The organism is Stenotrophomonas maltophilia (assembly GCF_023518235.1).
GTDB lineage: Bacteria > Pseudomonadota > Gammaproteobacteria > Xanthomonadales > Xanthomonadaceae > Stenotrophomonas.
Genome location: NZ_CP090423.1, coordinates 4,069,463 through 4,088,469, shown reverse-complemented (window position 1 = coordinate 4,088,469; position 19,007 = coordinate 4,069,463). Strand labels below are relative to the sequence as shown.

General features: G+C 68.4%; 18 protein-coding genes. 9 read left to right on the top strand and 9 right to left on the bottom strand.

Going from position 1 to position 19,007, the window contains the following annotated elements:
- Positions 1 to 73: 73 nt before the first annotated feature.
- Together LZ605_RS19045 and rsgA are read right to left on the bottom strand one after the other, a co-directional pair.
- Positions 74 to 1,327 carry a flavohemoglobin expression-modulating QEGLA motif protein gene (locus LZ605_RS19045; protein WP_249842893.1) on the bottom strand — a complete coding sequence of 418 codons (1,254 nt, stop codon included), beginning with the start codon at positions 1,325 to 1,327 and terminating at the stop codon, positions 74 to 76.
- A 123-nt stretch (positions 1,328 to 1,450) separates the two neighbouring features.
- Complete coding sequence (gene rsgA, locus LZ605_RS19040; RefSeq protein ID WP_423172571.1) at positions 1,451 to 2,560, bottom strand: ribosome small subunit-dependent GTPase A; 1,110 nt, start codon at positions 2,558 to 2,560, stop codon at positions 1,451 to 1,453.
- 114 nt (positions 2,561 to 2,674) lie between these two features.
- Between rsgA and LZ605_RS19035 the strand changes: the two genes are divergently transcribed.
- The 3 genes from LZ605_RS19035 to LZ605_RS19025 are packed head-to-tail and all read left to right on the top strand — an operon-like array spanning position 2,675 to position 5,294.
- Positions 2,675 to 3,949, top strand: a complete 1,275-nt coding sequence (locus LZ605_RS19035; protein WP_249842892.1) for a pyridoxal phosphate-dependent aminotransferase — start codon at positions 2,675 to 2,677, stop codon at positions 3,947 to 3,949.
- A gap of 3 nt (positions 3,950 to 3,952) precedes the next feature.
- The gene (locus LZ605_RS19030; protein WP_249842891.1) at positions 3,953 to 4,570 is read left to right on the top strand and encodes an SGNH/GDSL hydrolase family protein; all 618 of its coding nucleotides are present in this window, start codon (positions 3,953 to 3,955) and stop codon (positions 4,568 to 4,570) included.
- A gap of 4 nt (positions 4,571 to 4,574) precedes the next feature.
- Positions 4,575 to 5,294, top strand: coding sequence for a class I SAM-dependent methyltransferase (locus tag LZ605_RS19025; RefSeq protein WP_249842890.1), 720 nt, complete (start codon positions 4,575 to 4,577; stop codon positions 5,292 to 5,294).
- 122 nt (positions 5,295 to 5,416) lie between these two features.
- Here the strand turns inward: LZ605_RS19025 and LZ605_RS19020 are convergent, their stop codons facing one another.
- Positions 5,417 to 6,196, bottom strand: a complete 780-nt coding sequence (locus LZ605_RS19020; protein WP_249842889.1) for a polysaccharide deacetylase family protein — start codon at positions 6,194 to 6,196, stop codon at positions 5,417 to 5,419.
- A 59-nt stretch (positions 6,197 to 6,255) separates the two neighbouring features.
- Here LZ605_RS19020 and grxD point away from each other — a divergent pair, with 59 nt between their 5' ends.
- Positions 6,256 to 7,182: a Grx4 family monothiol glutaredoxin gene (grxD, locus tag LZ605_RS19015; RefSeq protein WP_249842888.1), complete on the top strand. Its 927-nt coding sequence runs from the start codon at positions 6,256 to 6,258 to the stop codon at positions 7,180 to 7,182.
- A 108-nt stretch (positions 7,183 to 7,290) separates the two neighbouring features.
- Here grxD and LZ605_RS19010 read toward each other — a convergent pair whose 3' ends face one another.
- On the bottom strand, positions 7,291 to 7,830 hold the full coding sequence (locus tag LZ605_RS19010; RefSeq protein WP_005410992.1) for a DUF924 family protein: 540 nt from the start codon (positions 7,828 to 7,830) through the stop codon (positions 7,291 to 7,293).
- A 43-nt stretch (positions 7,831 to 7,873) separates the two neighbouring features.
- Positions 7,874 to 8,650 (bottom strand): AMP nucleosidase, encoded by a 777-nt coding sequence (locus LZ605_RS19005; RefSeq protein WP_057497361.1) that lies wholly within the window; start codon positions 8,648 to 8,650, stop codon positions 7,874 to 7,876.
- Between the two features lie 152 nt (positions 8,651 to 8,802).
- On the opposite strand from LZ605_RS19005, the gene LZ605_RS19000 reads away from it, so the two are divergent.
- The 5 genes from LZ605_RS19000 to LZ605_RS18980 all read left to right on the top strand — a co-directional run bounded on the left by LZ605_RS19000 (position 8,803) and on the right by LZ605_RS18980 (position 13,580).
- Positions 8,803 to 10,212, top strand: coding sequence for an amidohydrolase (locus tag LZ605_RS19000; RefSeq protein WP_249842887.1), 1,410 nt, complete (start codon positions 8,803 to 8,805; stop codon positions 10,210 to 10,212).
- The gene (locus tag LZ605_RS18995) at positions 10,212 to 11,474 is read left to right on the top strand and encodes an amidohydrolase family protein (protein WP_249842886.1); all 1,263 of its coding nucleotides are present in this window, start codon (positions 10,212 to 10,214) and stop codon (positions 11,472 to 11,474) included. Before LZ605_RS19000 ends, LZ605_RS18995 begins: the two co-directional genes overlap by 1 nt.
- A gap of 20 nt (positions 11,475 to 11,494) precedes the next feature.
- Entirely contained in the window at positions 11,495 to 12,127 is a 633-nt protein-coding gene (locus tag LZ605_RS18990) for a 2-hydroxychromene-2-carboxylate isomerase (protein ID WP_249842885.1), read from the top strand.
- 95 nt (positions 12,128 to 12,222) lie between these two features.
- A complete protein-coding gene (locus tag LZ605_RS18985) occupies positions 12,223 to 13,164 on the top strand; it encodes a DegV family protein (protein ID WP_107232054.1) in 942 nt (313 codons plus the stop codon).
- Positions 13,165 to 13,241: 77 nt separating this feature from the next.
- Positions 13,242 to 13,580, top strand: coding sequence for a hypothetical protein (locus LZ605_RS18980; RefSeq protein ID WP_107232087.1), 339 nt, complete (start codon positions 13,242 to 13,244; stop codon positions 13,578 to 13,580).
- Between the two features lie 132 nt (positions 13,581 to 13,712).
- On the opposite strand, the gene LZ605_RS18975 is transcribed toward LZ605_RS18980, so the two are convergent.
- From LZ605_RS18975 to LZ605_RS18960, 4 genes are all read right to left on the bottom strand, one after another.
- Complete coding sequence (locus LZ605_RS18975; protein ID WP_249842884.1) at positions 13,713 to 15,125, bottom strand: efflux transporter outer membrane subunit; 1,413 nt, start codon at positions 15,123 to 15,125, stop codon at positions 13,713 to 13,715.
- Entirely contained in the window at positions 15,122 to 16,204 is a 1,083-nt protein-coding gene (locus tag LZ605_RS18970; RefSeq protein ID WP_249842883.1) for an HlyD family secretion protein, read from the bottom strand. Before LZ605_RS18970 ends, LZ605_RS18975 begins: the two co-directional genes overlap by 4 nt.
- 23 nt (positions 16,205 to 16,227) lie before the next feature.
- Positions 16,228 to 17,742: an MFS transporter gene (locus LZ605_RS18965; RefSeq protein ID WP_249842882.1), complete on the bottom strand. Its 1,515-nt coding sequence runs from the start codon at positions 17,740 to 17,742 to the stop codon at positions 16,228 to 16,230.
- 245 nt (positions 17,743 to 17,987) lie between these two features.
- Entirely contained in the window at positions 17,988 to 18,896 is a 909-nt protein-coding gene (locus LZ605_RS18960; RefSeq protein WP_249842881.1) for a LysR family transcriptional regulator, read from the bottom strand.
- Positions 18,897 to 19,007: the final 111 nt, after the last annotated feature.

Below are 19,007 nucleotides of genomic sequence, written 5' to 3'. Positions count from 1 at the left end.
ACGGTCCTGGCCAGGGTGCCCCGCCTCCTCCCCTCCGATAGCAGGCAGGCGCTGGAGCGTCCGCCAACGCCTTTCACTCCGGCGCCAGCTGGTCCATCCGTATCCGGTTGGCGAACAGCGAAAACGCCAGCATGCCGGCCAGCCCGTTCGCCCGGCTCACCCAATGCGGCAGCCAGCGCGGCGGCTTCAATACCCCCGCCTCGAACAACGGCGCGAACGCAATCGCATCGGTCAGGCTCATCTTGCCGGCGAACAGCCAGCGGCAGACCTGGAGGCGGTCCTCGGCCAGCATATGGCGGAAGAAGGTATGCACAGAGACCAGGCCACGCAGGTACACCGTGTCCTTGGTGAAGGCCAGGCCGCCGCTCGGTGGCACGCCGCGGAACACGCGCTGCGCCGAAGCGAAGCTTTCTTCCACGTTCTGCCCGGCATCGCAGAAGTAGCGGAACACCTCGATGAAATCGGCGCCTTCGCGTGCCATCGCGATCGCCTCGGTGCGCAGGCTGATGCGTTTCAGGCGTTCGATGTCGATGCTGCCGGTGATCTGTTCGGCAAAAGTGGCCAGCCCTTCCTGGGTTGCGGTCACCCGTGGCGAAGACAACGCCAGGCTGGGCAGCACCGGCTGTTCGCGGCCGTTCAATGCGGTCAGCGAATGCACCAGCGCTTCGTGGTGGAACAGCTGCGCACGGTCGTAGGCGCTGAAACGCGCACTGGTGCGCAGGCGGATGCGGGTCGGGCCGGCGGCGGCCTTGGAGACCAGCTCCGGGTCGAGCTGCACCTGGATGATGCGTGATTCGAAGAAAGCGTCCAGATCGTTCTGCAGCTGCAGTTGCAGGGCGATGGCCGAGACCGGCACCTGCTCTTCCGGCGCCAGCAGTTCGTGGTCCAGTTCGGCGGCAATCTGGATGAAGTGCCGCGCCGCTTCACGCGTGCTCGGGCCATTGCCCGGCAGCGGCTGCTCGGGCGCGCCGAACAGCTGTACTGAACAGGTATCGACGGCGGCGGTGCCCAGCCCTTCCAGCAGCTGCGCGGCCAGGTCCCAGCTGTGCGCCGACTGCCGCACGTAGTGGCCCAGCGGATGAGTGTCATCGCACTCGGCAGAGATCGCCGCCAGTGCGCGGCGCTCTTCGCTGAAATCCAACCGCGGATAGTCGACCTTGGGCAGCACCGGTTGGCCGCGCGCCACGCTGTCCAGGAAGGGTGCCTGCAGCGTTGCCGGCCAGCTGGTCAGGCCCAGCAGGCGGATGCCTCCCACGGCCTCGACCAGGCGCGCATCGAGCGCTGCATGGTGGGCCACGTCACGGTCCAGCGTCGCGGTCGGTTCCATGGGCGGACTATAGCGCCCTGCCGTTTCCGGCGCAGAGCGCCGCCGCCCGAGCATCGGCTCGGGCGCTACAAGGTATCCCGGGATGCAACCGTTGTAGAGCCGAGCCCACGCTCGGCTGCACTGTCAGCGCCGGCGCGGCTTGCCGGCCGGGCGGAACTGCTGGCCCTTGCCCTTCCTGCCGCCGCGCTCCTGCGCGGTCTCGGCCTGGCGCACGGCCAGTTTGGCCGCAGCGGCAGCCACTTCTTCCTTCAGCTTGAAGTAGTTCAGCAGCCGGCTCTCTTCGATCTCGCCCGCCTCGATCGCCGCGCGCACCGCACAGCCCGGTTCCTGCTGGTGCTTGCAGTCGTTGAAGCGGCACTGTGCAGCCAACGCTTCGATATCGGCAAAGCCGCCTTCGGACAGCGTCTCTTCACCGGTCGGCTTCAGTTCGCGCATGCCAGGGGTGTCGATCAGGCACGCGCCCATCGGCAGCGGCATCAGTGCGCGATGGGTGGTGGTATGGCGGCCACGCGAGTCGTTGGCGCGTACCGCATTGGTCTTCATCCGCTGCTCGCCGAGCAGGGTATTGGTCAGTGTGGACTTGCCGGCACCGGAGGAACCGACCAGCACCACGGTGCGGCCCGGGCCCAGCCAAGGCTGCAGCACGGCCACGCTTTCCGCATCCAGGCCGTTGATCGCATGCAGCGCGATGCCCTGCATCTCCAGCTCTTCCAGCACCGCCAGCGCGTCTTCGCTGTACTCGGTCTGGTCGGCCTTGGTCAGTACCACCACCGGTTCGGCACCGCCGCCACCCACCAGCAGCAGGTAGCGCTCGATGCGGCGCGGATTGAAGTCGGCATCCAGGCCGCAGACGATGAACACCGTATCGATGTTGGCCGCGATCACCTGCTGGTGGTAATGCTCGCCGGCGGCGCCACGCTTGATCGCGGTGCGGCGCGGCAGCAGGGCGACGATGCGGATGCCGTCCAGCAGCACCCAGTCGCCCACCGCCGGCCGTTCATGGCTGGGGAAGCGCGGGCGCTGCCATTCCGGCAGTGACTCGGCCTTGATCGCCGTGTCCGGGCCGTCGGCCACCACATAGTGGGTACGGTGTTGCTCGATCACCCGCGCCGGGCGGGCCTGCGGGTGCGCGGCCATCGCGGCCTGCCAGTCGGCCTGCTGCGGCGGGCCCGGCCAGGGCCAGCCGATGGTCTGCAGGGCGGTGAAATCGGGGGTCTGGGTCATCACCGCCATTCTACCCGTGCCGATGCCCTGCCAGCCCAACAACGGCAGGCCCTGGGGCCTTGCCATGCATTGCAGCAATTCCGGTAGGATGGAAACCCCATGCCTTTTGACGGCCCATACCCCATGTCCACCTCCTCGCCCAAGCCCCTGGCCATCCGCGAGCGCCTTTCCGAAGTGCGCTACGAAATCCGCGGAGAACTGGCGCGGCGAGCCCGGGAGCTGGAGGCGCAGGGCCGCAAGCTGATCAAGCTCAACATCGGCAACCCGGGCAACTTCGGTTTCCGCGCGCCCGAGCACCTGCAGCGCGCGATCGCCGACGACATGGGCCGCACCGACCCGTACACCCACCAGCAGGGCCTGCCAGTGGCGCGCGAAGCGATCGCGGCGTACTACGCCCGTCGCGGCGCACCCGATGCGCACCCGGACCGCATGTTCGTCGGCAACGGCGTCAGCGAACTGATCGACCTGTCGCTGCGCGCACTGCTCAACCCGGGCGATGAAGTGCTGGTGCCCTCGCCGGACTACCCGCTGTGGTCGGCCTCGACCATCCTCAACGATGGCCGCCCGGTGTACTACCGCTGCGCCGCCGAAAACGGCTTCCAGCCGGAGCCGAGCGAGATCGAGACCCTGGTCTCTTCGCGCACGCGCGCCATCGTGCTGATCAACCCGAACAACCCCAGCGGCGCCAGCTACCCGCGCGAACTGCTGGAGCGCGTGGTGGAGATCGCGCGCCGCCACAACCTGCTGTTGCTGGTCGATGAAATCTACGACCAGATCCTGTACGACGATGCGGTGTTCCAGCCGGTCGCGCCGCTGGCCGGCGACCACCCATGCCTGACCTTCAGCGGCCTGAGCAAGGTGCACCGCGCCTGCGGCTGGCGCGTGGGCTGGGCCCACCTCAGCGGTGACGATGCACGCCTGGGCGACTTCCGCGCCGCGCTGGACCTGCTCGGTGCGCTGCGCCTGTGCGCCAACGTGCCGGGGCAGTATGCGATCGAGGCTGCGGTGAACGGCCCGGACACCATTTCCGAGCTGTGCGCCCCCGGTGGCCGGCTGTATGAAACCCGCCGCGCGGTGATCGAAGCGTGCGACGCCAGCGAGCACCTGTCACTGGTCGCGCCGGCGGGCGCGTTGTACGCGTTCCCGGCCGTGGTCGGCGCCGCCGCCAAGGGCTTCGACGACCACACCTTCGCGCTGGACCTGATGAACAATGAAGGCGTGCTGGTGGTACCGGGCTCCAGCTTCAACGTGCCCTACCGCCACCATTTCCGCGTGACCCTGCTGCCGGAAGCGGCGGTGATGCGCGATGTGTTCGCCCGCATCGACCGCGTGCTGGCGCGCCGTGCCGAGGACGTGACCAAGGTCGTGCCGATGAAGCCGCGCCGCTCGGTGGCCTGAGCCGTGGCGTTGTCCTACCTGGCACTGGGCGACTCGTACACCATTGGTGAAGCGGTTGCGGTTCAAGGCCGCTGGCCGCACCAGCTGGCCGCCGCGCTGCGTGCGCAGGGCGTGGACCTGGCCGACCCGCAGACGATTGCCACCACCGGCTGGACCACCGACGAACTCGATGCCGGCATCGATGCGGTGGCACCGCAGGGTCCCTTCGATTTCGTCAGCCTGTTGATCGGCGTCAACAACCAGTACCGTGGCCGCCCGCTGGACGAGTACCGCGAGCAGTTTGAAGCGCTGCTGCAGCGGGCAATCGGCTTCGCTGGTGGCGATGCAGGGCGCGTGCTGGTGCTGTCCTTCCCCGATTGGGGTGCGACCCCGTTCGGCGCCGGCAGTGGCCGCGACCTGGCCGCGATCGAGATCGAAACCGACGAGTTCAATGCCGCCGCCGAAGTGATCAGCACCCGGCACGGCGTGGCCTTCGTCGACATCACCGACATCAGCCGCGCCCAGGGCGACGCGCCGACGATGATCGCCGAGGACGGCCTGCACCCCTCGGCGCGGATGTACGCGCTGTGGAGCGAACGCGCGCTGCCGATTGCCGCGCATCTGCTCGGCAGCACGGGCTGAGGCGATGGACGGCACGCCACGGAATGGCACGCCCCTGCCCTGCACGCCGCTGACGGCACTCCAGGCCCGTTCGATTGCCGAGGCTTTCCGGCCGGCACAGGCCTGGGGCAGCCGCCGCGACTACTACTACACTCGCGGCAAACTCGGCAGCGATCCGCTGTATGACGGCGTCCTGCAACATTTGCCGGACGACGGGCAGCCGGTATTGGACCTGGGTTGCGGGCTGGGCCTGTTCGCCCATGTGCTGCGCCAGCGTGGCGGTACCCAGCGCTACCTGGGCGTGGACCTGGATGCCGGCAAGATCGCCCGCGCCCAGCGCGCTGCTGCCGACCTGCCCGATGTGCGTTTCGACTGCCTGGATGTGCAGGCACCGCTGCCGGCCCATCGCGGGCACGTGCTGCTGCTGGACGTACTGCAGTACCTGGACGCAGGCCCGCAGCAGGTGCTGCTGCATGCCGCCAGCGAGCAGGTGGCACCCGGTGGCCGCCTGCTGCTGCGCACACCGCTGGCCACCGGCGATGGCCGAGACCGCACTACCCGGGTCGCGGACCGGCTGGCCTGGCTGGTCGGTTGGATGGGCACGCGGCCGCGTCACTACCCCGACCCGCAGGTCGTGCAGGCGACGCTGGCCGCAGCGGGATTGCAGGTCAGGTCCCCGCGCCCGCTGCATGGGCGAACCCCGTTCAACAGCTGGCTGCTGGTGGCCGAACGCCCTGCGTTGTAGAACCGGGCCCACGCTCGACTGCTCTCCGACGCTTTCCGGTGCTGCGCACCGCCGCCCGAGCATCGGCTCGGGCGCTACAGGATGATCGCCCGCCCCTGTAGCGCCGAGCCCACGCTCGGCTGCTACAGAACCGGCAGCTGCGCCTTCAGCCCGCGCTCGTCCAGCGCCTGCAGCACGCGCTCGATGATCACCTGATTGTGCCCATGGGCGGCGCCTTCATGCAGCAGCACGATGGCCCCTGGGCGCAGGTCCGGCAGCAGCCGCGCCAGCACGCCGTCCGGGGTGCAGCCGACGCCGTCGTAGCCGCGGGCACTCCAGCCCACGCGCACCAGCCCCAGCGCCTTCAGCACCGGCGCCACGAACGGATTGGTCATGCCCACCACCGAACGGTACCAGCGCACCGGCTGCCCACCGACTGCCTGCAGCGCGTGCTGGCAGCCTTCGATCTCGGCGCGCATGGCAGACGGGCCCAGGCGCCAGAAACGGGCTTGCGGGTGGCTGAGGCTGTGATTGCCAAGATCGTGGCCGCGGCGCAGGATCTCGCGCACCAGCTCCGGCTGCGCCAGCGCACGCTCGCCCACCAGAAAGAAGGTGGCGCGGGCCTGATGGCGGTCCAGCAGGTCGAGCACCGCGCGGGTTTCCGGGCCGGGGCCATCATCGATGGTCAGCCAGACACTCCCGCCGGCCTCGGGGAGGCGGCTCAGCACCGGCGCGTAGAAGCGGCTGTTGGGCAGGAACACCGGCACCATGAACAGCGCGTGGCTGACCACCATCACGGGCAGGCCCCACGGCCACCCGGCGAGCGCCCAGATCAGGATCACGGCCAGTTGCGACAGCAGCAGCCAGGGCAGCCAGCGCCAGGGGCGGGCCGGGATGCGATGCAATGTTCCTGCGTTGCTCATCCCCCATGATGCCATGGGGGGTAGAATTGCTGATTCGAATTCCCGGAACCCCGACGTCCATGTCCCTCGATCCCGCCCTGCGTTCGCGCATCGAATCCATCCTCAACGCCAACCGCGTCGTGCTGTTCATGAAGGGCCAGCCGTCGATGCCGCAGTGTGGTTTCTCGGCCAAGGCCGTGGGTGCCCTGCAGGATCTGGGCGTCGAGTTCGCCCACGTCAACGTGCTGGCCGACCAGGAAATCCGCGAAGGCATCAAGGCCTACGGCGATTGGCCGACCATCCCGCAGCTGTACATCGACGGCGAACTGGTCGGCGGCAGCGACATCGTGCTGCAGATGGCTGCCAGCGGCGAGCTGAGCAGCGTGCTGGGCCTGGCCGCGCCGGACCGCACCCCGCCGAGCATCACTGTCACCCCGGCCGCGGTGGAAATGCTCAAGGGCGCACTGGCCGACGCCCCGGGCGCTGCCCTGCAGCTGACCATCGACGCGCGCTTCCAGCCGAACTTCCAGCTGGCCCCGCACGATGAAGGCGCGATCGCGGCCGAGTCCAATGGCCTGCGCGTGCAGTTCGACCTGGCCAGCGCGCGCCGCGCCAATGGCATCACCATCGACTGGGTGGACGACATCCGCGGCAAGGGCCTGGCCATCGACAACCCGAACGCGCCCAAGCCGGTGCAGGAAATCAGCGTGCGCGATGCCGACGATCTGGTGCGCGCCGGCAACGTGACCCTGGTCGACGTGCGCCCGGCCGACGAACGCGCCATCGCCGCCGTCGGCGTGCCGTTCAAGAGCTTCGACGGCAACGGCCGTGCCGAGCTGGAAGCCCTGCCCAAGGACACCGCGCTGGCCTTCCTGTGCCACCACGGTGGCCGCAGCGCGCAGGCCGCCGAGCAGTTCCGCGCCCTGGGCTTCAGCAAGGTGTTCAACGTCACCGGCGGCATCAACGCCTGGTCCGAAGAGGTCGACAACGGCGTGCCGAAGTACTGATCGGTTCCGGCATGGGGTCAGAGCCCTCTCCTGCGGAAAGGGATCTGAGCCCAGCACAGAAAACGCCGGCATTCGCCGGCGTTTTCTGCATCCACGCATGGCGTGGATCTACCCGGCGAAGCCACCTTCGGCCAGGTAATCCAGCTCTTCGGCCGTGGGAAAACGGCCGAGCACTGCGTTGCGGTGCGGGAAACGGCCGAAGCGGCGGATGATGTCGCGATGCAGTTCGGCGTACTGCAGGTATTCCTTGTCACCGAGCACGTCGAACATCGCCACCGAACGGTCCTGGTCCAGCGGATCTTCAGAGTGCTCGAACGGCAGATAGATGAAGGCGCGCAGCTTCGGCACCAGCTGCAGGTCCAGCCCTTCCTCGATCGCACGCATGGCGTAGTGCCGCGCCAGGCCGTCGGTAGCGTAGGAATGGGCGGTCCCGCGGAAGCAGTTGCGCGGGAACTGGTCCAGCAGCAGCATCAATGCCAGCGCGCCCTCGGCACTGCCCAGCCAGTGTTCGCGCGCGCGCGAGGCCGCAGCGAAATGCTCATCCAGAAACAACTGGCGGAACTGCGCGTCGAACGCGTCGTCGCGGGCGAACCACTTTGCAGGGCCCGCCTCCTTCCAGAATTCCACCACTTGCGCGGCAACATCCATCACCTACTCCCCAGGGCCGGCGCGCCGCGCCAGGCCGTCATCATCATTCGTCGAAGCGCAGGTGGCGGACCGACTTGCCGTTGCGCCGGATAAGCTTAAGCGCCTCGATGCCGATCTGGATATGGTTTTGCACGAACTGGGAGCTGACCTTGGCATCGGAGGCCTCGGTCTTGACCCCGTCCGGGATCATCGGCTGGTCCGAAACCAGCAGCAGCGCGCCGCTGGGGATGTGGTTGGCAAAGCCGGCGGCGAACACCGTGGCCGTCTCCATGTCGATGGCCATGCAGCGCATCGCCCGCAGCCGCTCCTTGAACGCCTCGTCGTGCTCCCAGACCCGGCGGTTGGTGGTGTAGACGGTGCCGGTCCAGTAGTCGTGACCGAGGTCGCGGATCATGGTCGACACCGCACGCTGCAGCGCGAAGGCCGGCAAGGCCGGAACTTCCGGCGGCAGGTAGTCGCCCGAGGTGCCCTCGCCCCGGATCGCAGCGATCGGCAGCACCAGGTCGCCCAGCTGGTTCTTGCGCTTCAGTCCACCGCACTTGCCCAGGAACAGCACCGCCTTGGGCATCACCGCCGACAGCAGATCCATGATGATCGCGGCGTTGGGGCTGCCCATGCCGAAGTTGATCATGGTGATGCCGTCGATGGTCGCACTGGCCATGGGCCGGTCCAGGCCGATGACGGGTGCGCCGGTCAGCTCGGAAAAGGTATGCAGGTAGCCGCCGAAGTTGGTCAGCAGGATGTGCTGGCCGAACTGGTCCAGCGGCACGCCGGTATAGCGTGGCAACCAGTTGTCGACGATTTCCTGCTTGCTCTTCATGGTCGGTCCGGTACGGCGGGGGACCGGCTATTTTCAGCCAGCCGGGCGATGCCGTCGAGCCGCCCGCCACTGCCCTGTGAAGAAGGTCACTTGGCAAGCCCACCACCGCCCGGCTAGCGTCGGCGGCTGGACTATGCCTGGAGGGGAGCTGGATGACATCAACGATGCTGCGCGCTGGGGTGGGGCTGGCACTGTTGGCCATGGCCACCGCACCCGCCGTGGGCGCCTCGCGCTTCGTGGCAGACCCCTATCCCAGCACCTACCAGGCCCATCCCGATGCGCCGGTGCTGATCCACAACGCCACCGTGCTGACCGGTACCGGCCAACGCCTGGACAACGCCGACGTGCTGCTGCGCGACGGCCGTATCGCCGCCGTTGGCCGCCAACTGCAGGCCGACGCCGGAGTCACCCGCATCGATGCGCAGGGCAAGTGGGTGACGCCGGGGCTGATCGACGTGCACTCACACCTGGGCGTCTACCCCAGCCCCGGCGTCGGCGCGCACAGCGACGGCAACGAAGTCACCGCGCCGGTCACCGCCAACGTCTGGGCCGAGCACTCGGTGTGGCCGCAGGACCCCGGCTTTGCCACCGCGCTGGCCGGCGGCGTGACCAGCATGCAGGTGCTGCCCGGCTCGGCCAACCTGGTGGGCGGCCGTGGCGTCACCCTGAAGAACGTACCGGCCATCACCTACCAGGCGATGAAGTTCCCCGGCGCGCCATGGGGCCTGAAGATGGCCTGCGGCGAAAACCCCAAGCGGGTCTACGGCGAAGGCAAGGGCGTAGCCCCGGCCACGCGCATGGGCAACGTGGCCGGCTACCGTGCCGCCTTCATCGACGCTGCCGACTACATCGCCAAGAACACGCCCAAGGCGGCCAAGCGCAAGCGCTGGTTCGGCAGCGACAAGGGCGACAGCGCCGGCGATGCCGGTGGCAAGCGCGACCTCAAGCTGGACACGCTGGCGGGCGCGATCCAGGGCGACATCCGCGTGCACATCCACTGCTACCGCGCCGACGAAATGGCCACCATGCTCGACCTGGCCAAGGAATTCGGCTTCAAGGTGGCCGCCTTCCACCATGGCGTGGAGGCCTACAAGCTGGCCGACCGGCTGGCCGCCGACGGCGTCTGCGGTGCACTGTGGGCCGACTGGTGGGGCTTCAAGATGGAAGCCTTCGACGGCATCCAGGAGAACATCGCGCTGGTTGACCGGCCGAAGAACAGCTGTGCCATCGTCCATTCCGATTCGCCCGAAGGCATCCAGCGCCTGAACCAGGAAGCGGCCAAGGTGATGGCCTCGGCACGACGCGCGCGCATGCCGGAGATCACCCCCGAACATGCCATCACCTGGATGACCGCCAACGCCGCCAAGGCGCTGGGCATCGAGGGCCAGACCGGCACCCTGGAGGCCGGCAAGATGGCCGACGTGGTGGTGTGGAACGGCAACCCCTTCAGTTCCTATGCGCTGGCCGAACAGGTCTTCATTGATGGCCGGCGCTTGTATGACCGCAGCGTGCCCGAGGCCACGCCGCGCTCAGATTTCCAGCTTGGCCAGGAGGTACGCTGATGGGCGCGTTGAACAAGCGTCGCCGGGCATGGCCCGGCGCTACCGTGGTGGCATTGCTGTTGCTGGCAACCACGGCATCGGCGCAGGACCTGCTGGTGCGCAACGCCACGGTGCACACCGCCAGCGCGCGCGGCAGCCTGCACAACGCCGACGTACTGGTGCAGGGCGGCATCATCCGCGCGGTGGGTGCCGGCCTGTCGGCACCGGCCGGGGTGACCGCGGTCGAGGCCAATGGTCGGCCGCTGACCCCGGCACTGTTCGGTGGCATCACCGAGATCGGCATCGAAGAAGTCTCCGGTGAATCGAGCACGGTCGACAGCACGCTGAAGATCGGCGAGCAACCGCTGCGACCCGAGTTCGACGTCACCCTGGCCTACAACCCGGCCTCGGTGCTGATCCCGGTGGCGCGGCTGGAGGGCATCGGCTTCACCGCGCTGGGTGCGGCCACCGGAGGCGGCTTCGTGGCCGGCCAGGGCGGCGTGGTCCGGCTGGACGGCAGCGCCGATCCCCTCGGGCCGCACGCCCTGTTCCTGCGCCTGGGCTCGTCAGCATCGGAGCTGACCGGCCACTCGCGCGCGGCGCAATGGATGCTGCTGCAGCAGATGGTGGATGAGGCCCGCGGCCAGGTGCCCGCCGATTCGCCGCATGCCTTGCTGACCCCGGCCGGGCGGCGCACGCTGGGCCGCTACCTGGCCGGCCAGGGCCGTATCGTGGTGGAGGTGGACCGCGCGGCGGACATCCGCCAGCTGCTGCGCTGGGCCGCGCGCGAGAAAGTGAAGATCGCCCTGGCCGGCGGCAGCGAGGCCTGGCAGCTGGCGCCGGAACTGGCAGCGGCGCATGTGCCGGTGTTCGTCGACGTGCTGGCCAACCTGCCGGCCAGCTTCGACCAGATCGGTGCCACCCTGGAAAATGCCGCGCGCCTGCAGCGGGCCGGCGTGGCGGTGTCGTTCGTGCAGCGCGGCGATGCCTCGCACAACGCGCGCAAGATGCGCCAGCTGGCCGGCAACGCGGTCGCCAACGGCCTGCCCTGGGCCGATGGCCTGGCCGGCCTGACCCGGGTTCCGGCACAGGCCTTCGGCGTGGCCGACCAGATCGGCAGCATCGAGCCGGGCAAGCGCGCCGACCTGGTGCTGTGGGAAGGCGACCCGCTGGATGTGGCGCACTATGCCGAACAGGTCTGGCTGGGCGGCCGTGCGATGCCGATGCGCTCGCGCCAGACCGAACTGCGCGACCGCTACCTGCAGCGCAACGCGCAGCCCTGACCGCCTTCAAGGAAACCCTCATGGCCACGCTGCGCTGGTATTTCGACTTCGTCTCGCCCTATTCCTACCTGCACTGGCAGAAGCTGAAGCGGCTGCCGCAGTTCGGCCAGATCCAGCCGGTGCCGATCGCCTTCGGTGCGGTGCTGCATCACCTGGGCAACCTCGGCCCGGCCGAGATTCCGGCCAAGCGCCGCTTCATGTACCGCCAGCTGCAGTGGACCGCGCAGGCCGAGGGCACGCCGCTGCGTTTCCCACCGGGCCATCCGTTCAACCCGCTGTCGGCGCTGCGCCTGTGCCTGGCGGCCGGTGCCAGCGCGCAGGCGGTGGACGTGCTGTTTGACTGGATCTGGCGCGAGGGCAACGCCGGCGACAGTGCCGAGGCTCTGCGCGAGCCCGGCGCCCGGCTGGACATCGAGGATGTGGCCACCGCCATTGCCGATCCGGCGGTGAAGGAGCAGCTGCGGCGCAACACGGACGCCGCCATCGGCGCCGGTGTGTTCGGCGTGCCGACCCTGGCCATCGGCGATGAACTGTTCTGGGGCAACGATGCGCACCCGTTGATCGCCGCCGTGCTGGACGATCCGGGCCTGTTGCAGCAGCCCGAGTGGCAGCGCCTGGACAGCCTGCCAGTGGCGGTGCAGCGTAGTCGCTGAACAGGCACTGGCGTATTTCCCTCGCGCGCCGGGCGCGGTTTTGAGATAGTTTTCACATTTCCGAACCTACAACCGCCCTGGAGGGGGAGCCGCGGATGCGCATCGGAATCGTCGTCGACTCGGCCTGCGACCTGCCGCAGGACTTCATCGCCGAACACAACATCGTGCTGCTGCCGATCACCGTCCGCATCGGCGAAGCCGTGCTGGCCGATCACCGCGATGAGCAGGCCACGCTCAGTTTCCTGCACGCCCATGTGGCCGAGCATGGCGCTGAAGCGGAAACCATCCCCTTCAGCGTCAACCAGATCCGCGACCTGTTCCTGCAGCAGCTGGTGATCGACTACGACCACGTGTTCTGCATGACCATCACCAAGACCCGCAGCCCCATCCACGACAACGCGCTGCAGGCCAGCTTCGCCATCCTCAACGACTACAAGCCGGTGCGGCAGGCGGCGGGCTACAACTCGCCGTTCGCGCTGCGCGTGCTCGACACCCAGAACCTGTTTGCGGCGCAGGCGGTGACCGCGATCGAGGCCGTGCGCCTGCGCGACAGCAACGCCAGCGTGCAGCAGATCCGCGAGCGGCTGGAGGAACTGGCCGGCAACGTGCATGGCTACATGGTCACCCGCGACCTGTACTACATGCGCGCACGTGCACGGCACAAGGGTGACCGCAGCGTCGGCCTGCTCAGTGCCGCGCTGGGCAGCGCGCTGGACATCAAGCCGGTGCTGCACGGCTACCGCGGCGAGACCGGGCCGGTGGCCAAGATCAAAGGCTTCGACAACGCCGTACAGAAGCTGTTCGCCGTGGTGGGCCAGCGTGTACGCGCCGGGCTGATGACACCGACGGTGTGCGTCAGCTACGGCGGTGAACTGGACGAACTGCGCGCCCTGCCCGGCTATGCGGCATTGAAGCAGGTCTGCGCCGAGCACGGCGTCAGCGTGTATGAGTCGGTGATGAGCCTGACCGGCATGGTCAACGTCGGCAAGGGCGCGGTCACCGTGGGCTTTGCCGATGGGCCGCATCGGTTTGAATGAAGGCCAACCGCGGCGGGAATCTGCACATCGATTCCACCGCGACTGTGCCAGCCTTGCCGCACTTCAAGGAGAACACCATGCCTGCGCAGTACCACATCAGCCTGCCCGACCCGTCCAAGGCCCGCGGCAACGACCCTGACCTGTCCTTCCATTCGCAGGGCGCCGCCGGCTTCGCCGAGGAACTGCAGAACGCCCTGCGCAGCGGCACGCTGTTCGAGCGCTGGAAGGCCAAGCAGCCCGACCCGGATGCGGTGGAACCGCAGTGGGGCGTGACCGATCCGGACGCCACCGTGACCGGCGAACAGAAGGACCTGCGCATCAACCTGGTGGCCACCACCCGCATCGACAGTGACGTGTTCAAGCAGCGCCTGCGCCTGCTGGCCGGCAGCCACTGGGAACTGCGCGACGTACGTTGAGGTGCCCGCCGGGCATGGCCCGGCGCTGACCATGCTCTGGTAGATGCCAACCTTGGTTGGCGCTTCTGCAAAAAGCTGCCAACCCAGGTTGGCAACTACCGGGCGCGAGGTAGTGCCGGCCGCTGGCCGGCATTACCAGCCGCCGCCCAGCGCGCGGTACAGCTCCACCCGGGCGATCGCCGCCGTGGCCTGGCTGTTGGCCAGCGCGGCCTGGTTGTCCAGCGCGATGCGCTGGGTACTGAGCACATCCAGCATGTCGACCACGCCGGCCTGGTACTGCCGACGCGCCGCACCCAACGCGGTTTCGCTCTCCTCCACCGCCACGTGCAACTGCACGGTGCGCTGCTGTTCGGTGGCATAGCCATCGATGGCGTCATCCACTTCATGCCAGGCCTGCAGCACCGTGCGCTGGAACTGCAGCGACGCCTGCTGCTGCTGCAGCCTGCTCAACGCGAGATTGGCCTTCAAACGCCCGCCCTGGAAGATCGGCAGGCTGATCGCCGGCCCGACGCTGAAGCGATGCGCGTTCCAGCCATCGAGGTCATCAAGCTGCTTGGCCTGGAAACCGGCATCGCCATTCAACCTGATACGCGGCAGGAAGCTGGCCTTGGCCACCCCGATACCCGCCGTTGCGGCATGCAGTGCCGCTTCTGCGCGCCGGATGTCCGGGCGGCGCTCGGCCAGTTCGCTGGGCAGACCCACCGCCACCGCCGGCAACGCCGGCCAGTCGCGACGTGCATCCTGCAACTGCGCATCCAGTGCCTGCGGGGGTTGCGCCAGCAGGAATGCCAGCGCATTGCGCAGCTGCGATTCGCGATGCCGCAGCGGCGCGATGCGTGCCTGCAATGAGGCCACCTGCGCCGCCGCGCTGGAGACCTGCAGCGTGCTGGCCACGCCCTGGCGCTGGCGTGCTTCGGTCAGGCGCTTGATGTCGTGGGCGATGCTCAGATTGTCCTCGGTGATCGCCCGCAGCTGCCGCGTCGCACGCAGCTGCAGATAGTCACGCGCGGTTTCCGCCAGCAACGCGATGCGCACCGCATGCGCATCCTCCTCGGCCATCTGCACGCGCGCATCGGCCGCTTCCAGCTGGCGCCGCACGCGCCCCCACAGATCCAGCTCCCAGCTCAGGCCCATGCCCGCCTGGAACAGCCCGTAGTCGTCGCGCCCGCCGTTGCCGGAGGGATCGTTCAGGCCCACCTCGCTGTTGCGTGCACGCGCGCCGCTGGCGGTTGCGCTGACGCTGGGCAGACGGTCGGCAGCGCTGATGCCACGCGCGGCGCGGCTCTGCTGCACGCGGTTGGCCGCCAGCCGCAGGTCGATATTGGCCTGCAACACCTGCCCTGCCAGCTGACCCAGCAGTGGATCGTCGAAGCCGGCCCACCAGGCCGCGTCCTGATCGATTGCACTGGCGGTCACCGCCTCACCCTGCCAGTGGCTGGGCAGTTGCGCCTGCGGACGCACGAAGTCCGGGCCCATCGTGCAGGCGGCCAGCGCCGTGCACACGGTGGCCGCGAAGAAGATGCGCAACACGGGGCCTGCGCTCATGCGCCCTCCCCGGCCGCAGGGCCCGCAGCACGCTGCGCGTTCTGGGCGCGCGCACGACTGTCCAGGTCGACGCTGGCCTCCACCGACATGCCGGCGCGCAGCTTGTCCAGCAACGGCTGGCCCGGCTCCAGCACGATCTTCACCGGAATGCGCTGCACCACCTTGGTGAAGTTGCCGGTGGCATTCTCCGGTGCGACGGCGGCGAAGGTGACGCCGGTGGCCGGGGCGATGCTGTCGATGTGGCCACGCAACGGCTTGCCGGGGAACACGTCCACCGTCAGCTCGACCTGCTGGCCGGCCTGCATGCGGGTCATCTGCGTTTCCTGGAAGTTGGCGACCACGAAGGCGCGCTGCAGCGGCACCACCGCCGCCACCGGCGTGCCCGGCGTGAGGTAGGCACCGACGCGAACCGCGCGACGACCGACCATGCCTTCGATCGGTGCGCGCAGCACGGTGTGCGAAAGATCCAGTTCGGCGCGAGCCTGCGCCGCTTCCGCGCGCTGCACGGCAGCCTGCGCGGCCTGCACACCGGCCGTCAGGATGTTGGTGCGCTGGCGCGCGGTCGACAGCGCGGCCTGGCCCTGCTGCAGATGCGCACTGGCCACTGCCTGCTTCGACTGTGCCTGCTGTGCGTTCTGCACGGTGCCGGCGCCATCACGGGCCAGCTCGCGGTAACGCTGCTGGTCGGCACTGGCCAGGGTCAGTTCGGAACGGCTGACATCGACACTGGCCCTGGCCTGCTCGATCAGCGAATCCTGCTGGGCCAGTGCGGCCTGCGCATTGGCCAGCTGCGCGCGGGCATTGGCGAGGTCAGCACGTGCCGCCTGCAGTGCCACCTGGTAGTCACGGTCGTCGATGCGGGCGAGCACGTCGCCGGCCTTTACCGATTGGTTGTCCTGCACATCCACGGTACTGACGAAGCCGGCCACCTTCGGTGCGACCACGGTGAAATCGGCATTGACGTAGGCATTGTCGGTGCGCTGGTAGCGCCCGTCGCGCAGCAGCAGCCAGCCGCCGATGGCCAGAGCCAGCACGCCCAGTGCAAGGCCGGTGTTGAGGATTGTCTTGTTGAGGCTCATGGGGGAGTCCTTGCGGGTAAGGGTCAGGCCACAGCACGTGGCGGATGGACACGGGTTGCCCACGGCAGCAGCGGCAGGCAGCCCAGAGCTACCAGCGCCACCAGCCAGTACAGGTCCGCCGAGGTCAGCGCCTGCACCTGGGCGTGCAGGCGCGCGGGCAGATCGGCGCTGGCCGGCAACCACGGCTGGTTGCCCAGGTGGTCGACCAGCGCGGTCGAATGGAGGTGACGCCGTGACTGCCCGACCGCATCGAGCACGCCACCGGCGAACACCGCCGAAAAGCCTTTGACGGTGTTGAACCAGGCCGAGGCATAGGGACCGTCCTGCGGCGCCAGGCCAGTGGTGGCCAGCAACAGCAACGGCAGTACCGCCATCGGCTGCGCCACGACCTGCAGCAGCTGCACCCACAGGAAGGTGTCACGGTTCCACTGCACATCCAGGTGCGCGCCGATGAAGCACGCCGCCGCCAGCAGCAACAGCCCGGCCGCCTGCACCCAGCGGCAGTCCACCACTCGCAGGTTCATCAGGGCAGCCACCAGCGGCAGCGCAATGACCTGCGGCAGCGCCAACCACAACAACAGCGGCGCGGTCTGCAACGGGCGGTAGCCCTGCACGCTGGCCAGGAACCCGGAGGGGATGGAGATGACCGCCAGCAGCACGAACAGCACGCCCACGCAGGTGACCAGCGAATAGCCGAGATTGCGATGGGCCAGCAGTTGCAGCTTGAAGAACGGCAGCGGGTGGAACCATTCATTGATGAAGAACAACACCAGCAGGCCGCTGCCGCCGCCCAGCAACACCGTGATCAGCGGTGAATCGAACCAGTTCAGGCGTGCGCCCTGGGTCAGGCCCAGCACCAGCATCACCAGCGCCGGCAGCCCCAGGGCCAGGCCCACACCGTTGAACTGGGCAAAGCGCTCCAGGCGCATCGGGTCCTGCGGCAGGCCCCAGCCGACCATCACCATGCCGGCCACGCAGAACGGCACGATCTGCCAGAACGCGAACTGCCAACCCGCGTGCTCCACCCACAGCGCGGCCAGCGGCGTGCCCATGCTCGGCCCGAACGTGGCGGTGAGCGCATAGCCTGCCAGGCCGTACAGCTTGATACCCGGGGGCAGGAAGCGCAGCGCCACGCTCATCAGCAGCGGAGGCAGGGCACCGCCAGACAGGCCCTGCAACGCGCGCAGCAGCAGGAAGGTCGGCAGGTTCGGCGCCAGCGGGCACAGCACACCCAGCAGCATGAAGGCGCCGATCATCACCAAGCCGAAGCGGCGCAGCGAGAAGGTGGCCGCGCACCAGGGCGCGAAGGCCATCGCGCTGACTGACATGGCGCTGTAGATGCCGGTGATCCAGTTGCCGTCATCGACGCTGAACCCCATCGCGCCGCGGATGTCAGCCAGCGCGACCTTGGTGACGTTCTCGTTGAATCCCGACAGCAAGACCACCAGCAGCACACCGCACAGCCCGACCACGATGCGGCGATCGAACGCGGGGGCAGCGGGGACTGCCGGGGCCTGTGGCAGGGTGATCGCGCTCATGGGTGCGGACCGATCCGTGCAGCGCACGGCAGATGAAGCGACATGGCGTGCGCTCGGTGAATGTGGGGAGCGCAGTCTAGGCAGGCCCACAGCTGCGAAAAATGGCGTGGGTGAAATGCCAGTCGTGCACCAGACGCACGGGTTGCCGCGCTCCATGGATTGCCGCTTCGAGGCGCACGGCGTGCCCGCGCTCCATCGAATGCCTTTTCATGGAGTCGAGCAGAAGTGGTCGGGCAGGCTCGACGCTACAACGCGTCGGCGTCGCACATGCTCTTGATCGTACGGCGCAGCCAACGGTGCGCTGGGTCGTTGTCCATGCGCGGATGCCAGGCCTGCACCAGCGCCACCGTGCGTACTGGCACCGGCAGCGGGAACATGCGCAGTGGCAGTCCCATGTAGGCAATCCGATCGAGCATCACGCTGGGCATCTGCGGCAGCACCAGGTCCGAGGAGGCTGCGGCGAAGATCGCACCGTGGAAGGTGGGGATGACCATCGCGACCCGCCGCCGCAGGCCCAACTGTGCCAGTTCGTCGTCGATCGGCCCATGCGCGATGCCGCGCCGCGAGACGGCGATGTGGTCGCAGGCGGCAAACCGCTCTGCAGTGATATCGCCGTCGAACAGCGGATGATCCTCGCGGGCTGCGCCGAGCAGTGCCGTGGTGAACAGGTTCTGGACCTTGGTTTCCTGCGTATGCTTGCCGGCAGTGCTGATATACAGGTCGATCCGGCCCTGCACCATCGCGTCATCGTCGGAGTCACCTTCGGGCATGAACCGCAGCGTGCAACGTGGCGCCTGCTGGCGGAACACTTCGCGCAGGCGGCCACCGTAGCTGCCGATGAACACGTCGTTGGCGCGGATGCTGAAGGTATGTTCCAGGGTCTGGATGTCCACCTCACGCCCATCGTTGAACACCCGATGGGCCTGCTCGATCACGTCGCGCACCTGCTCGCGCAGTTCCAGCGCGCGCGGGGTCGGCGCCAGGCCGCGGCCGGCGCGTACCAGTACCGGGTCGCCCAGCGCGTCGCGGATCCGCCCCAGGGTGCGGCTCATGGCCGGCGCGCTCAGGTTCATGCGCCGGGCCGCCCCGGCGACACTGCCTTCGTCCAGCAGGACATCCAGGGCCAGCAGCAGGTTGAGGTCGGGCAGGGGCATGGCAGTCTCCAACAGGTGGAATGACTCTACGACACTCTCGGTCAAAGTCGATTGCGTACCATGCACGCATTGCCTGCACCACACGGCATGGGTGCGCGGCGCGGCATGAGC